The sequence below is a fragment of the Geobacter sulfurreducens PCA genome (assembly GCF_000007985.2).
In the GTDB taxonomy this organism is placed as follows: domain Bacteria; phylum Desulfobacterota; class Desulfuromonadia; order Geobacterales; family Geobacteraceae; genus Geobacter; species Geobacter sulfurreducens.
Map to the genome: position 1 here is coordinate 3663819 of NC_002939.5, position 15635 is coordinate 3679453.

11 protein-coding genes are annotated in these 15635 nt (G+C 61.4%); 10 read left to right on the forward strand and 1 reads right to left on the reverse strand.

Features of this window, described 5'->3' with window-relative positions:
- The first annotated feature begins 23 nt into the window (after positions 1-23).
- The 9 genes from GS_RS17740 (at position 24) to GS_RS16760 (ending at position 11207) form a co-directional block, all read left to right on the forward strand.
- The gene (locus GS_RS17740; protein WP_010943949.1) at positions 24-296 is read left to right on the forward strand and encodes a DUF507 family protein; all 273 of its coding nucleotides are present in this window, start codon (positions 24-26) and stop codon (positions 294-296) included.
- On the forward strand, positions 290-853 hold the full coding sequence (locus GS_RS16725; RefSeq protein ID WP_010943950.1) for a lipoprotein: 564 nt from the start codon (positions 290-292) through the stop codon (positions 851-853). The genes GS_RS17740 and GS_RS16725 overlap by 7 nt, the downstream gene beginning before the upstream one ends.
- Before the next feature lie 236 nt (positions 854-1089).
- A complete protein-coding gene (gene groES / locus GS_RS16730) occupies positions 1090-1377 on the forward strand; it encodes a co-chaperone GroES (protein WP_010943951.1) in 288 nt (95 codons plus the stop codon).
- A 63-nt stretch (positions 1378-1440) separates the two neighbouring features.
- Positions 1441-3075, forward strand: a complete 1635-nt coding sequence (gene groL, locus GS_RS16735; protein ID WP_010943952.1) for a chaperonin GroEL — start codon at positions 1441-1443, stop codon at positions 3073-3075.
- Between the two features lie 263 nt (positions 3076-3338).
- On the forward strand, positions 3339-5399 hold the full coding sequence (locus GS_RS16740; RefSeq protein WP_010943953.1) for a serine/threonine protein kinase: 2061 nt from the start codon (positions 3339-3341) through the stop codon (positions 5397-5399).
- Positions 5400-5415: 16 nt separating this feature from the next.
- Positions 5416-6783 carry a DUF444 family protein gene (locus GS_RS16745; protein ID WP_010943954.1) on the forward strand — a complete coding sequence of 456 codons (1368 nt, stop codon included), beginning with the start codon at positions 5416-5418 and terminating at the stop codon, positions 6781-6783.
- An 84-nt stretch (positions 6784-6867) separates the two neighbouring features.
- Positions 6868-8490 (forward strand): SpoVR family protein, encoded by a 1623-nt coding sequence (locus GS_RS16750; RefSeq protein WP_010943955.1) that lies wholly within the window; start codon positions 6868-6870, stop codon positions 8488-8490.
- A gap of 24 nt (positions 8491-8514) precedes the next feature.
- Positions 8515-10806 carry a serine protein kinase PrkA gene (locus GS_RS16755; protein WP_010943956.1) on the forward strand — a complete coding sequence of 764 codons (2292 nt, stop codon included), beginning with the start codon at positions 8515-8517 and terminating at the stop codon, positions 10804-10806.
- A 32-nt stretch (positions 10807-10838) separates the two neighbouring features.
- The gene (locus tag GS_RS16760; protein ID WP_010943957.1) at positions 10839-11207 is read left to right on the forward strand and encodes a hypothetical protein; all 369 of its coding nucleotides are present in this window, start codon (positions 10839-10841) and stop codon (positions 11205-11207) included.
- Positions 11208-11212: 5 nt separating this feature from the next.
- Here GS_RS16760 and GS_RS16765 read toward each other — a convergent pair whose 3' ends face one another.
- A complete protein-coding gene (locus GS_RS16765) occupies positions 11213-13030 on the reverse strand; it encodes a KUP/HAK/KT family potassium transporter (protein WP_010943958.1) in 1818 nt (605 codons plus the stop codon).
- Between the two features lie 149 nt (positions 13031-13179).
- Here GS_RS16765 and GS_RS16770 point away from each other — a divergent pair, with 149 nt between their 5' ends.
- Positions 13180-15552: a peptidase U32 family protein gene (locus GS_RS16770; RefSeq protein ID WP_010943959.1), complete on the forward strand. Its 2373-nt coding sequence runs from the start codon at positions 13180-13182 to the stop codon at positions 15550-15552.
- The last annotated feature ends 83 nt before the right edge of the window (positions 15553-15635 follow it).

Here is a 15635-nt window from a genome sequence, read left to right on the forward strand (position 1 = left end):
TCCCTGCCGTTCGGAGCGTACCCATGAGCATATCCGAAGACCGCATCTCGCACCTGGCACACCGCATCTACGACCGGCTCTGGAAGGACGACTTGGCTGACTTCGCCGACGAGCGTCAGGCACTGCACTGTCTCAAGGAGGGGATCGCCTCGTTCTTCGCCGTCGCCGGTGAGGTGGATGCCGCGGTGCGCAGAAAGCTGGCCTCCTACTCCCAGGCAAAGGTTCCCGGCAGCCGGGACTACGAAATTCTGTACCAGAAGTTCTACCAGGAAGAGATGGCAAAACGGAAATGGTGACGTTCGCCGGCACGCTCCGCATCCGCGCCGTCCTGCTGCTCGTCGTTGCCTGTTCCTGGCTGTTCTTCGGCTGCACGCCCCGGCCGGCCGTCTCCGTTTCCCCGGACTTCCGTCCCACCGGCGGGGTGGAGACCGCTTACGTTGTCCCCTTCGCGTCGGCCCTGGTCCCCGAGCTGTTCTCCGAGACTGCATTCAACGACTTCGTCGACCTCCTGAACGGCCGGCGGGGGGAGACCGGTATTGCGTCCTTTGTCATCCTCAAGGAGGAGGTCAAGGAGGTGGACCCGACATGGCTCGACCGCCAACACTACATCTCCGGCGATATCTGGAGCTATGTTGAGGATTCAGGGTGCTGCGCCACCAGCATCAGGGTGAAGGCGCGAGCCTACCTCCACGAACCGGGCAGAAAAGATCCGGTAGCCGAGATCTTCGTCCCCCTTGAGGCCTTCTTCGATCACGACCGGTCAACGGTCGAGCGGGAGCGCGACCGGCTGGCCCGCACCCTCGCCCGCGAGCTCGCCGACCGCTTCGCGGTCATTCTTGCCCCGCGCCGCTAAGCCAGCCCTCCTTCCCGGCCGCGTCTTTTCGTGTCACCTTCCCGCCAATAACGCATCAGGAGCCCGCCGGCGGCACTCCCGGAGAAGCCGCTCCGCAAAAAAATTTTGCCCCGGGGTCTTGATTTTTGACGACGGGGTGACTATAGTTACCACGTGTTAGCACTCAGTCGTATCGAGTGCTAATTTTTTTCGATGAAAACTCTCGAGCATATCATGGAAGAAAGGAGAAGAAGCAGATGAATCTCAGACCGTTGCAAGACCGTATCCTCGTGAAAAGAATCGAGGAGGAGACCAAGACCGCCGGCGGCATCTTCATCCCCGACACAGCCAAGGAGAAGCCCCAGCGCGGCGAGATCGTGGCCGTCGGTAACGGCAAGAAGACCGAGGACGGCAAGGTGATCCCCGTTGATCTCAAGGTAGGTGACAAGGTTCTGTTCGGCAAGTATGCCGGCACCGACATCAAGATCGAGGGGCAGGAGTTCCTCATCATGCGCGAGGACGACATCCTGGGCGTGATCGAGTAACCGACACCACGCCGGACAGCACAGCACTACCCGAGTGAACCAATCCAAGGAGGATAGACAGATATGGCAGCCAGAATCATCAAGTTCGACCAGGAAGGGCGCAACGCCATCCTGAAAGGTGTCAATACCCTCGCCGACGCGGTGAAGGTTACCCTCGGCCCCAAAGGCCGCAACGTGGTCATCGAGAAGGCCTTCGGCTCCCCCCTTATCACCAAGGACGGCGTCACCGTGGCCAAGGAAATCGAGCTCGAGGACAAGTTCGAGAACATGGGCGCCCAGCTCGTGAAGGAAGTCGCCTCCAAGACCTCCGACGTTGCCGGTGACGGCACCACCACCGCCACGGTCCTCGCCCAGGCCATCTATCGCCAGGGCTCCAAGCTGGTGGCCGCCGGCCACAACCCCATGGAGATCAAGCGCGGCATCGACAAGGCCGTCGAGACCATCGTGGCCGAGCTCAAGAGCATCTCCAAGCCGATCAAGGATCACAAGGAAATCGCCCAGGTGGGCACCATCTCCGCCAACAACGACAAGACCATCGGCGACATCATCGCCCAGGCCATGGAAAAAGTCGGCAAGGAAGGGGTAATCACTGTCGAGGAAGCCAAGGCCATGGAAACCAGCCTGGAGACCGTCGAGGGGATGCAGTTCGACCGCGGCTACCTCTCCCCCTACTTCGTGACCGATCCGGAGCGGATGGAGGCGTCGCTTGAGAACGCCATGATCCTGATCCACGACAAGAAGATCTCCAACATGAAGGACCTTCTCCCGGTGCTGGAGCAGACCGCCAAGAGCGGCCGTCCGCTGCTGATCATCGCCGAAGACATCGAGGGCGAGGCTCTTGCCACCCTGGTCGTGAACAAGCTGCGCGGCGTGCTCAACATCTGCGCCGTCAAGGCCCCGGGCTTCGGTGACCGCCGCAAGGCCATGCTGGAAGATATCGCCATCCTCACCGGCGGCCAGGTCATCTCCGAGGAGATCGGCAACAAGCTCGAAAACACCACCATGGACATGCTCGGCCGCGCCAAGCGGATCACCGTGGACAAGGACAACACCACCATCATCGACGGCGACGGCAAGGAAGCCGACATCCAGGGCCGCGTCAAGCAGATCCGCGCCCAGATCGAGGAGACCACCAGCGACTACGACCGCGAGAAGCTCCAGGAGCGCCTGGCCAAGCTCGTGGGCGGGGTTGCCGTAATCAAGGTCGGTGCCGCCACCGAGACCGAGATGAAAGAGAAGAAAGCCCGCGTCGAAGATGCCCTGCACGCCACCCGCGCCGCAGTGGACGAGGGGATCGTCCCCGGAGGCGGCGTTGCCTACCTGCGCGCCCTTGCTTCCCTTGATGCCCTCAGCCTTCCTACCGAGCAGCAGTTCGGCGTCAACGTCATCAAGCGCTCCCTGGAGGAGCCCATCCGCCAGATCGCCCAGAACGCGGGTGTCGACGGCTCCATCGTGGTCGACAAGGTGAAGAACAGCAAGGATGCTTTCGGCTATAACGCCGCCGAGGACGAGTACGTGGACATGCTCGCCGCCGGGATCATCGACCCGACCAAGGTGTCCCGTTCCGCCCTGCAGAACGCGGCTTCTGTCGCCGGACTCATGCTCACCACCGAAGCCATGATCGCCGACAAGCCGAAGGAAGAAGCTCCTATGCCTGCCATGCCCGGCGGCATGGGCGGCATGGGCGGCATGATGTAATCAGCCTGCCGTCCAGGTCTGTATCACAATAAAAAAGGAGAAGGGCTTCGGTCCTTCTCCTTTTTTCGTGCCCGGCATCTCCACCCCGCCAAACGTGCCCACCGCCTCGCCCCCATCACAGCCTTCTAAAAACCAAATGTACTCAAGATAGTTACACAACAAGACTGTTTTTGTCTTGATGGTGCAACCCCGAAAACCGTGTATACTGAAAGGGTCAAACGACCAAATTCGCGTTCCGAAGACTCCACGACGGGGGGATGAGAATGAGGACCAATGCCATGAGCACCCTTAAACAGCACGTGACCGCCGTAAAGGAAGGGAAGCGGCGCTTCGAGAACGCCTTCCAGGGGGTGGCCCGGATGATCCTGGAACAGGGGATCGACAAGGTCACCGTCAACGGCCGGATGACCTATGATTTCCGCATTTTCCGCACCGGCCGCAAGCACCCTATCGGCATGTATGACGAAATCAACAGTTTCGTCTCCTTTGTGAAGGATGCGGCCGAGGGGGGATCATCCAAGGAGATGGCCTTTGTGCTGGTGGGTGAGCCGGGCAACGGTAAGACTTTTTTCGTGGAGTTCGTCTGCGCGCGCTATCGCGATTACCTGACGCGGGATGAAAACCGCAAATACACCTTCCGTTTTTCCGGCATGGAAAAACTGGGAAGCTACGGCAAGATCGACGTAATCGAGTCCCAGACCTACGAAGACCCCATGGTGCTGGCCATGAACCTCTTCGAGAGCCGGGACGAGAACCGCGAGTGGCTGGCCCGGGAATTCGGCTTCTCGGACCGGGAGCTGGAGGGCCTCTTCGACAACTACCGCCCGCTCGGGGCCTGCACGGGCTACATGTGGAGCGACATCCGGCGCTTCACTGACGGTGATGCCGCGGCCATGCTCGATTTCGTGCAGGTGGTTCCGGTGCCGCTCATCGAGACCCTGGGGACCATTACCGGCAAGTACGCGGCCAAGGACAAGATCACCTCCAGCGCGGTGGACCTGCTGGGAGAGGAATCGATCCAGCGGTTGCTCCACATCACCGACGTGACCAACCCCTACCGCTTCGACCTGCGGCGCGGCGCCCTGGCCCGGGTGGCGGGGGGCGGCATCCATTTCTCCGACGAAATCTACAAGAACAAGAAGGATCTGGTCCAAGTCTACCTGGGGGTCATCCAGAACCGGGTCATCGAGATCGACGGCTACCGCTGGCCCATCGATACCCTGATCATCGCCACCAGCAACAACGCCGAGTTCAACCGCTTCCTGGCCGAGAAGGAGGAGGCCCCAATCATCGACCGGTGCCGCATCTGCTACGTCTCCCACAACACCCATTACCGCATGCAGGAGCAGCTGACCGATTACGCCATCGGCGGGGAAACCAAGACGACCCTCACCAAGGAGGAACTCCACCAAGACCCGAACCTGAACTACGCCGCAAGCGTGGCGGTGACCCTTTCGCGGCTCCCCCGGTCCGAAAAGCTCACCCCCATCGAGACCATGAAACTGGCCGCCGGCGAGGTAGCCGGCGAAAAGAGCCTCAAAACCCTTGCCGAGGTGGTCGACACCCTCAACCAGGAGGCGGACATCACCAAGAGATTCGGCCAGAAGGGACTTGGCCAGCGAAACCTGGGGCGGTCAATCCAGCTCCTGGTAGAGAGCTCCGAAACCAACGAAGGGCGCTGCATGGTGGCCCACGACGTGTTCAAATCCCTGGAGCGGGTGGTCCTCGACTATGTCCCGGACCAGAACGACCGGGGCAAGTACCTGGACGACCTGAAGATCGCCAAGGGGCTCTACCGGGAACGGATCATGACCGAGATGTTCAACGCCTACATGGATGAGCCCTACGCCATCAAGAAGGACGTCATGAACTACGTGAACATGATCATCGGCATCGACGCCGAGAACCTGGGCCCCGACCGGATGTGGAAATACAAGGACCCCCAGTCCGGCGAGCTGAAGGCCCTGAAGATCGATGAGCGCTACATCCGCAACGTGGAAGACCGGCTGGGGCTGCGAACCGACGAGCAGCGCGAGAGCTTCCGCACCTCAATCCGGAAGATCTACGGCCAGAAGATATCAGTAGAGCCCTCCTACGACTTCATGGACAACCTGGAGCTGGTCAAGGCGGTGACCGACGTGCGGCTCAAGAGCGACATCGCCGGTGCCGGCAGCCTGATCGGGGCCCTGGCCAACCGGACCAACGAGGAAAACCAGAAGCTCTACGACCGGATGGTGGATACCATGCTCAAGAAGCTGGGCTACTGCCGGACCTGTGCCCAGAAGACCATCGAGTACTTCTGCACCCAGGAAGACGAAATTTAGCAGAGCCTAGTCAGCCATGAAAACCGACCTGCAGAGACACATGGAAAGACTCGGGGCTTCAGGCCTTTCACCCGAGCGTGAGGAGCGGTTCCTGCGGGAACTGAACGATACCCGCACGCACGAACTCCCGGAGCCGCCCCTGACCGGCCCGCCCGTACCGGGCATCTACGACGCCCACGACCTGATGGAGCTCCAGTCCATGGCCCAGCCCCAGGTGAGCCACACGACGCGCATCCGCTCCCTGGACGAACTCCTGGAGCGGGACCGGCTGCGTGAGGAGGACGGTCTCCCGCGCAAGATCCGGATCGGCAAGCTCATCAAGCCGGGTGCGGGGGGCAAGGAAAAGATCGTGGTGGTGCCCACCACGGTGGAGGAGAAGCTGATCCACGACCGGGCGCCCGAAGAGACCGAGGAAGACGAATCCATGGGGGGCACCGGCGACGGTGACGAGGGGGAAATCATCGGCGAGCAGCCGGTACGGCCCCAGCAGGAAGGAGGAAGCGGCACCGCCGGCCACGGGGAGGGCGAAGGGCATGAACTGGAGTCCACGGCCTACGACCTGGGGAGAATTCTGACCGAGCGGTTCGACCTGCCCAACCTGAAGGAGAAAGGCAAGAAAAGTTCGCTCTCCCACTACAGCTACGACCTGACCGACCGGAATCGGGGCTTCGGCCAGATCCTTGAAAAAAAGCAGACCCTGCGGCGGATTCTCGAAACGAACATCGCCCTGGGCACCGTGGCCGATGTGGCTGAAATCGATCCCACCCGGCTCGTCATCTCCCCCCGGGACCGCGTTTACCGCATCCTCTCCCGGGAGCTGGAGTACGAATCACAGGCCCTGGTCTTCTTCATCCGCGATTACTCGGGCTCCATGGAGGGGAAGGCAACGGAGGCGGTCTGCTCCCAGCACGTGCTCATCTACAGCTGGCTCCTCTACCAGTTCGCCCGGCAGGTGGAAACCCGGTTCATTCTCCACGACAACGACGCCCGGGAGGTACCGGACTTCTACACCTACTACAACCTGCGGGTAGCGGGAGGAACGCGGGTGGCCGCTGCTTACCGGATGGTGAACGAGATCGTGGAAAAGGAAAGCCTGGCCCGGGATTACAACATCTACGTGTTCCACGGCACCGACGGCGACGACTGGGACACCAACGGCGAGGAGACGATTCCTGAACTCCGGCGGATGCTCGCCTACGCCAACCGGATCGGCGTCACCATTGCCGAGCACACCTACGGTTCGAGCGGCAACACCGAGGTGGAGCGGTACCTGAAGCGCTCGGGGCTGCTGGAGGAAAAGCCGGAACTGCTCCGCATGGATGTGATGGGTGAAGACGCCGAAGAATCCAGGATCATCGAGGGGATCAAAAGACTGATTTCGTGACGGAAGGAACTTCTCGGGGGGCGTGATAGCCGGGCACGGTCAAGGCTCCGGGAGTAACCGACAAGGCGTGTTTCGGACAGGGTTATGCAACTCATCGATCAGCACACGAAAAAGATCATGGAGGGGTGCAAGGAGCGGGCACGCGAGGCGGGGCTGCGCTTTTCCGACGAAACCCTCGAATACATCGTCACCAACCGGGACATGCTGGAACTCCACCCCAAAGTGATGATCCCCACCCTGTACGATTACTGGGTCCATGACGTGGAGGTGCTGAAGGAGAAGGGGAAGTACGAACTCTACCCCCACAACCCCTACGAGACGGTCATCAACACCCGGCCGCCCATCTCGTTCTACAACGACAACAACCCGGACTGGCTCAACGTGATGATCTTCTACCACGTGCTGGCCCATATCGACTTCTTCCAGAACAACCTCTACTACCGCCATACCTGGGACTATGACCTGACCGGCAAGGCCCTGGCCGACAAGCGTCTCATCGCCCGGCTACGGTCCGAGCACGGCCGCCGACTCGACTATGTGATAGAGTTCGCCCGCTCCATCGACAACCTTGTGGGCTACTACGGCGAACTTTCCGCCCTGTTCCGGGGAGAGACCCCGCCGCTGCCGCGACGGCTCGACTACTACTTCGATGTGTTCCTCCAAAGGGTGAAAAAGGTCAAAACCGCCGGGTACGTACAGGAAATCGAACGGTATAACCGCTGCATGCGCGACTTCGGCGACCTGGGCGAGGAAACCTTTTTCGCCGAGGTCATGGCCAGGTACCCCGAGTTCGAGGCTCTCTACCTGAAAAGCCGGTCGGAAGAAAGACGCGGGCGGCCCGACCTGATGCAGTTCATCATGGAGCACTCCCCCGTCCTCAACCGGGAGGAACACCGCTGGATGAAGAGCGTGCTGGAGGTAATCCGCTCCACATCGGTCTACTTCCAGCCCCAGATGCGGACCAAGATCATGAACGAGGGGTGGGCCAGCTACTGGCATGAAAAGCTCTTCCTCACCGATGACCGGATCAGGGGGCACGAGGTGGACTTCGCCCGGGTTCACTCGGGGGTCACCTGCCTGCACCGGGTGGGACTCAACCCCTACGCCATCGGCATGCGGCTCTTCCAGCACATCGAGGAGCAGGCCGACAAGGGCCGCATCTCCCTGGAGTTCCAGCAACTGGCCGACATTCATGCCCGGCAGGAGTTCGACCGCGGCACCGGAGGAGGCACGGCCTTCATCTTCGCCATCCGCGAGAACCTGTGCGACTTCTCGTTCATCAACACCTTCGTGGACCAGGATTTCGTAAACCGGCACAAGCTCTTCGTAGCGGGAAGACGCCTCAACAAGGAGCGGATGACCTGGCAGTATTACGTCAAGAGCCGCACGGCCGAGGCCTACCGGGCCATGCTCGCGGAGTCCCTTTACCACCCCCCCGTCATTGCAGTGGACGAAGCGAAGGGCGAGGGGAAGTATCTCTACCTGGACCACCGGTTCGAGGGAAAGCCGCTGGTGAAGGACTTCATCGAGAACACCCTGATGGGGATCGAATACCTCTGGGGTGGTCCGGTGAAGCTCGAAACGAGCGAAGTGGGGCTCCCCCCGCCCGACGAGGCCGTGAAGCCCCCCGAGCGGCAGCAAAAAATCCACTGGCGACGCTACGTCTACACCATGGAGGACCGGAAGCTTTCGCGGACCCTCCTGTAAGGACCAGCCCCCATGACGAAATCCATGGACACCATATCCCGCGCGCTCCAGCATATGGACCGGAGCGTCAACGCCTGGGACCACCGGGGTTCCGTTCCCTTCGAGGAATTCCTGCGGATTCTCGTGGCCAACCCGGCACTGGTGCTCCGCAACGTCTTCCAGGTCTTTCACGACATGGTCATGAGCCATATCGGCGTCGGTATCGACGAGACTCCGGACGACCCCGAGTCTATCCACTACGTCTCCTATGACTGCCGCAAGCTCTTCGTGGAAGGGTCCGACACCCCGTTTTTCGCCGACCGGCTCTTCGCCAACCGCCTCGTGAGCCTGGTGGAAACCTGGAAGCGGGGCGCTCAGCAGAACAAGATTTATGTCTTCGAGGGGCCGCCCGGCAGCGGCAAGAGCACCTTCCTCAACAACCTGCTCATGAAGTTCGAGACCTACGCCAACACGGCAGAGGGCGCCCGCCACGAGGCGGTCTGGCGCCTGGACCGGCAGACTCTGGGAGGTTTCACCCGCCATGAAACCGCGGTCTTTCTGGACAAGCTTTCAAAACTCCTGGAGGAATACGAGTTCAACCAGGAAGAGCTCTTCGAGGCCGAAGGAGCCATGCCTGCGGGGGACGACTTCGTGGAGATCCCCTGCCCCTCCCACGACAACCCGGTCCTCGTCATTCCCAAGCAGTTGCGGCGCCAGTTCTTCGATGACCTCTTCAAAAACGACGAGATGAAGTGGCGCCTCTTCACCGAAAAAGAATTCGACTGGGTCTTCCGCGGCACCTGCTGCACCGTCTGCAGCTCCATTTACCAGGCTCTCCTGGCCCGGCTCAAGAGCCCCGCGGCGGTGCTCCGGATGCTCCACGCTCGCCCCTATCACATCAACCGCCGTATGGGCGAAGGGATCAGCGTCTTCAACCCCGGCGACAAGCCGGTGCGCCAGAACGTCTTCACCAACGAGATGCTCCAGAGCCGCATCAATGCCGTGCTGCGGGACAGCAACCAGGTAAAGTATCTCTTCTCCCAGTACGCCAAGACCAACAACGGCATCTATGCCCTCATGGACATCAAGGGGCACAATACTGACCGGCTCATCGAGCTCCACAACATCGTGAGCGAAGGGGTCCACAAGGTGGACGACCTGGAGGAGAATGTAGACTCCCTCTTCCTGGCCCTCATGAACCCAGAGGACAAGAGCAACATCGAGAGCTACCAGTCGTTCCTCGACCGGATCCAGTACATAAAGATACCCTACGTGCTCGACCTGAACACCGAGGTGGAGATCTACCGCAACATCTTCGGCAAGCAGATCGACCACAGCTTCCTGCCGCGGGTGCTCCACAACTTCGCCCGGATCATCATTTCATCGCGCATGAACGAACGCTCCTACGCCATGAACGACTGGATCCCGGAGCCCCACCGCTACAGCATGTACTGCGATTTCAACCTCCAGCTCCTCAGGATGGAAATCTACACGGGGCACTTCCCCGCGTGGCTCACGGAGGAAGACCGCAAGAAGCTCACTGCCAAGCGCCGGCGCATGATCATCGCCGAAAGCGAGCAGGAGGGGGATCGGGGCTTCTCCGGGCGGGATGCCATCAAGATCTTCGGCGACTTCTACTCCACCTATGCCCGCAAGGACAAGCTCATCACCATGACCACCCTCACCTCCTACTTCACCAAGGTACGGCCGGAGCTGGGGAAGCAGCTTCCCGCCGGCTTCCTCGAATCACTCATGCGCCTCTACAACTTCACCATCCTGCAGGAGGTGAAGGAATCGCTCTACTACTTCAACGAAGAACAGATTTCACGGGACGTGCAGAACTACCTCTTCGCCATCAACTTCGAGCCGGTGGTGGACGAGACATGCACCTGGACGGGGGACAAGCTCCACATCACCGAAACCTACCTGGAATCCATCGAAAACCGGCTCTTGGGAGCAGGCGCCGAGCGGGAAAAGCGGCTCGTCTTCCGGGTGGCAACCCAGAAGGAGTACGCTTCCCGCACCCTGGCCCAGGAAATCCTCTTCGAAGGGAAAAAGATTACGGATACTGCCCTGTACCACGATCTCTTCGACCGCTACGTCTTCAATCTCAAGGAAAAGGCCCTGGACCCGTTCCTGGAGAACGAGAACTTCCGGCGCGCCATCAAGGACTTCGGCCGGGAGGAGTTCAAGACCTACGACAAGCGGATCCGGGACGACGTCACCTTCCTCATCAACAACCTGGGAACAAAGTACCGCTACACCCGTAACGGCGCCAAGGAAGTCTGCATCTACGTCATCGACAATGACCTGGCCAAGACCTACGGCCGCGCCTGAACCCACTCTCACCATCAGGAGGACCAAACCCCATGACCCTGCGCATCCTGCCGTTTGCCCTGCTCCTCACCTGCCTGGCGGCACCCGGCGTATTCGCGGCCGAGCCCGCCGCCGAAAACCGGGGCGAACTCCAGAACCGTATCGAACAACTTGAAAAACAGATTCGCGAGCTGAAGGAATTGCGCGAGAAGCAACAGCAGAAGGACGTGCGGGTCCGCGAGATACAGGAACCCTGCATTGCCGCCGTGGGCATGCGGGAGGTCTGCTCCTGCCTGGCTGAAAACCTGCCGATGGGGGTCGACTTCACGGCCTATGTCCGCATGGTGTCCGCACCGAAAGAAGGAGCGGACGAGCGGGTGCTGGCGATGGTGAAGGCGGCGCGGGAGCGGTGCGTGAAGTAGGGAGGCTACATCTCCACCCGCGTCACCACGCCCTGGAGTCGGCTGGCCGGCAGTTTGTGGAACTGGACGAAGTTGGGAGTGAGTTTTTTGAGGACCGAGAAGAAGCGCCAGAACGGATTGCGGGTACTGATGTCCTCGACGCCGTAGAAGATGACCTTCTCCTGAATGCCATTCTCTTTCAGCAGCCGTTCGATATCCACCATCTCCATGTACCCCGCCTCAATCCGGAATGCGTCGAGACCCGGCCCGATTCCCCTGATCAGCTCAGTTTCCACGCCCAGGGGCTCGTCGCTGATCATCAGGGAAATGAACACATTGCGCTCATAGATGATGTTGCTCCGGATGATGCAGTGGACCACGTAGGGGGGGACCACGTCGGTCTCCCGGGTGAAGAAGAGCCCGGTCCCGCGGATGGGGCCCTTGGCGTAGATCTGCTCGTAGGAGATGAGGAACGTCTCCAGGTCCAGGGGCTTCAGGGCGCGGTAGAGGGTGCGCTGGCCTCGGGTCCAGATGATGATGGTCACAAAGGGGATTGACGCCAGGATGATGGACCAGTAGGCGCCGTGGGGCAGCTTGGAGAAAGTGGACACGTGGTAGGCGGCTGCGATGAGAGTCACCACCAGGGCCACCAGGGCACGCCACTTCTTGGTGGTGTGGGAGAAAACGATGATCATCATGATGCCGGTGATGGTCATGGAGCCCGTCACCGCCATACCGTAGGCTGCGGCCAGGTTCTCGGACTTGCGGAAAACCAGCATGATGAAGATGACCGCTACCATAAGCGACCAGTTGACGGCGCCGAGGTAGATCTGTGACTTGATCTGACGTGACGTGTAGTCGACCCGCATCAGCGGGAGGAGCCGCGTGGTGATCCCCTGGTAGACGATGGAGAAGACCCCGCTGATGATGGCCTGGGAGGCGATGATGGTGGCCATGATGGTGAGGATCAGGAAGGGGATGTAGAGGGCCGGCGCCTGGCTCCGTACCATGCCGAAGAGGAGGTTTTTCGCATCGGGATGGGCAATGGCGAACACCCCCTGGCCCAGGTAGTTAAGGTAGAGGGCTACGAACACGAAGTGCCACGCCCGGACGATCGGCCTTTTCCCCAGATGCCCCATGTCCGCGTAGAGGGCCTCTCCGCCGGTGGCGCAGAGTATTACCTCGGAGAGGACGAAGTAGCCGGCCAGTCCGTTGTCGCGGAAAAAGGCGATGCCGTGCAAGGGATTGATCGCCTCAACGATCTGCGGCATGGAAAAGGCGGAGACGGCACCGGTAACGGCGAGGGTTCCGAACCAGAGGGCCATGATCGGCCCGAACGCGCTGGCCACCCGGTCGGTCCCCTTGTGCTGGACCGAGAAAAGGCCGATGGCGATGGCCGCGGCAATGGCAACCAGAGCCCCTGTAGACAGCCCTTCCAAACCGGGGATGAGAAGCAGACCCTCCACGGCGGAGAGGATACTGATGGCCGGGGTGATGACCGCGTCGCCCAGCAGCAGCGACACCCCCACAAAGGAGAGAAAGCCGGCAAAGGCCACCAGACGCCCGGCCTTGACCAGCTTCATGATTATTTCCCGCAGGACGATCTCCCCCCCCTGCCCCTTGCGCCCCAGGCTCATGGCGAGCCAGGCATACTCGGCGGAAACGAGGATCGTCATGGTCCAGAAAATGAGGGAAAGAATGCCGTAGACGTTATCGATCGTGGGTTGCGTGAGGGTAAAGATAACCGTCAGGGTATAAATGGGACTCGTGCCGATGTCGCCGAAGACGAGGCCCAGGGCCTTGACGATGCCCCCCAAGAATGTATCGTGCTTGTGATGTTCCATATCAGCCCAAGACAAGAACTGTCGAAAAATCAGAACTCAACAACCGGCACCTTATATCACTTCGCTCCGGCCAACTCAACACAATTCCCGGCCCGGGGAGGGGAGCTTCGCCCTTGACCCGGCAACCTTGCATCGGGTAGTCTGAACCGATGCTCAACACCAACGAACCAATGAAAAAACCCGAACTTCTCGCCCCTGCCGGCTCCCTTGAGGCATTCTTCGCCGCCATGGAAAAGGGCGCCGACGCGGTCTATGCCGGTCTGCGCGATTTCTCCGCCCGGGCCAAGGCCAAGAACTTCAGCACCTCCCAGATGGAGCGGATGACCACCTATGCCCACAGCCTGGGCCGCAAGGTCTACGTCACCATCAATACCCTTGTGAAGGAAGCGGAGCTGCCGCAGCTCGTGGAGACCCTCGCTGCCCTGGAGGCCATGGGCACCGACGGGGTCATCCTCCAGGATCTGGGGGTGGCACGGCTGATCCGCGACCACTTTCCCGGCATTCCCCGCCACGCATCCACCCAGATGACGATCCACAACCTGGCTGGGGTCCAGGTGCTGGGCGAGATGGGCTTCGAGCGGGTCGTGCTCGCCCGCGAGCTCCACCTGGACGACATCCGCCGCATCTGCGGATCGACGCCGGTGGAAATCGAATGCTTCATCCATGGAGCGCTCTGCTTCGCCATCTCGGGGCAGTGCTACTTCTCGTCCTTTCTCGGCGGGCACAGCGGCAACCGGGGGCGCTGTGCCCAGCCCTGCCGCCGCCACTATCGCTATCGGAGCAAGGATGGGTACTACTTCTCCACCAATGACCTCTCCACGGTGGATCTGATCCCTGACCTGGCCGCCGCCGGCGTGGCGTCGCTCAAGATCGAGGGACGGATGAAGTCGGCCGAGTACGTGGCGAGCGTGGTGGAGGCCTACCGGATGGTGCTGGACGCGCCGGAGCGGAAACGCGCCGAGGCCACCGGCCGCGCCAAGGAGCTTCTGAAGCTCTCCTTCGGCCGGGTGCCGACCAAGGGCTTCATGGGCTCCCGCACCCCCACCGACATTGCCATCCCCACCCTGCGCGGGGCCACGGGCCGGTTTCTGGGAGAGATCACCGGGGTGAAGGGCAACAGAATCACCTTCGAAACCAAGGACCCACTCTTCGTGGGGGACCGGATCAGGGTGCAGCCGAAAAGCGACATGGCCGGCCGCGCCTTCACGGTGAAAGAACTTTTTGCCGGTCAGGGCAAGGTGAAATCGGTCCGGGAAAAAAGCATTGTCTCCGTGATCTCGCCTTTCCCATTCAAGGTGGGGGATGCAGTCTTCAAGGTCTCGTCCGAAACCGCGTTCACCATGAGTGAAAATGCCTGCCTCAAGCGCCTGGATGCGGTCAAGCCCTGCGCCATCCCCTGCGACCTGTCGCTAGCCCTGGACGGGGAGACCCTTCAGGTGACCGGCCTGGCTGCCGGGGGGCGGGTTGAGGCCGCCTTCCCCGTGGGTGTTTTGGAACCTGCCCGGACCGAAGACATGACCGGCGTGCTCAGGGCCCAGTTCTCCCGCACCGGCGACACCCCCTTCGAACTGAGGGGCCTCGACGCGCCCGGCTTCCCCCGCGTTCTCATCCCGCCGGCAAAGCTCAAGGAAATCCGCCGGGAATTCTATCGGCTTCTGGCCGAGGAGGCCGTGGCCGGTGCCCGGATCCGCAAGGCGGAGGCCCGGCGACGGGCACTGGCGGCCCTCGTTCCGGCGGCACAGCCGCGTCGGGAGCCGAGGTCGGAAGTCATCGTGCGAATCGAGCACCTGCGGGACGCCAGCCTCCTGCGGCAGCCGGGTGTCGATGGCATCACCCTGCCGGTCTCCCGGGCCAACATCCACCAACTGCCCCTTGCGGCCCGCAAGCTGCGAGGGGACGCGGATCGGATCACCTGGCACCTGCCGTTCATCATGTTCGATGACGACCTCCCCTTCTACCGGGAGGCGGTGGATGTCATCCTGGCCCACGGATTCCGGCGTTTCGAGCTATCCAACCTCTCCCACGCGGCCCTGCTGAAGGGACGCGACGCCGAGCTTGCCACCGACTATCGCCTGTTCTCGCTCAACACCCAGGCGATCCTTGCCTGGCACGAACTGGGGGTCACAACCGCCACCCTCTACATCGAGGATGACGCCGAGAACATGGCGCGGCTCCTGGGGGCCGCCGTGCCGGTGAAACGGCGGGTGCTGGTCTACGCCGGCGTACCGGCCATGACCACTCGCATCGCCATCCGCGGGGTAAAAAACGATGCCCCTCTCGTCTCGGACCGGGGCGACGAGTATGACGTGGCGATCCGGGGAGACCTCACCACGATTACCCCAGCCACACGCTTCTCCATCACCCAATTCCGGGGACAGCTCCAGGAGACGGGCTGCGGCACCTTCATCGTGGACCTGTCCCAAGCGCCCCGTGAGCAGTGGCGACCGATCCTCGACACCTTTGCCCGGGGCGGCGAACTGCCGGGGACCAGCCCCTTCAACTTCGTAATGGGCCTCGTGTAAAGCCAATAACCGGCACAAAACAGGGGACACAGAGAAAATCACAGAGTAAGCCCGGGAAATTTTCCTCCGGTTTTCCTCTGGGT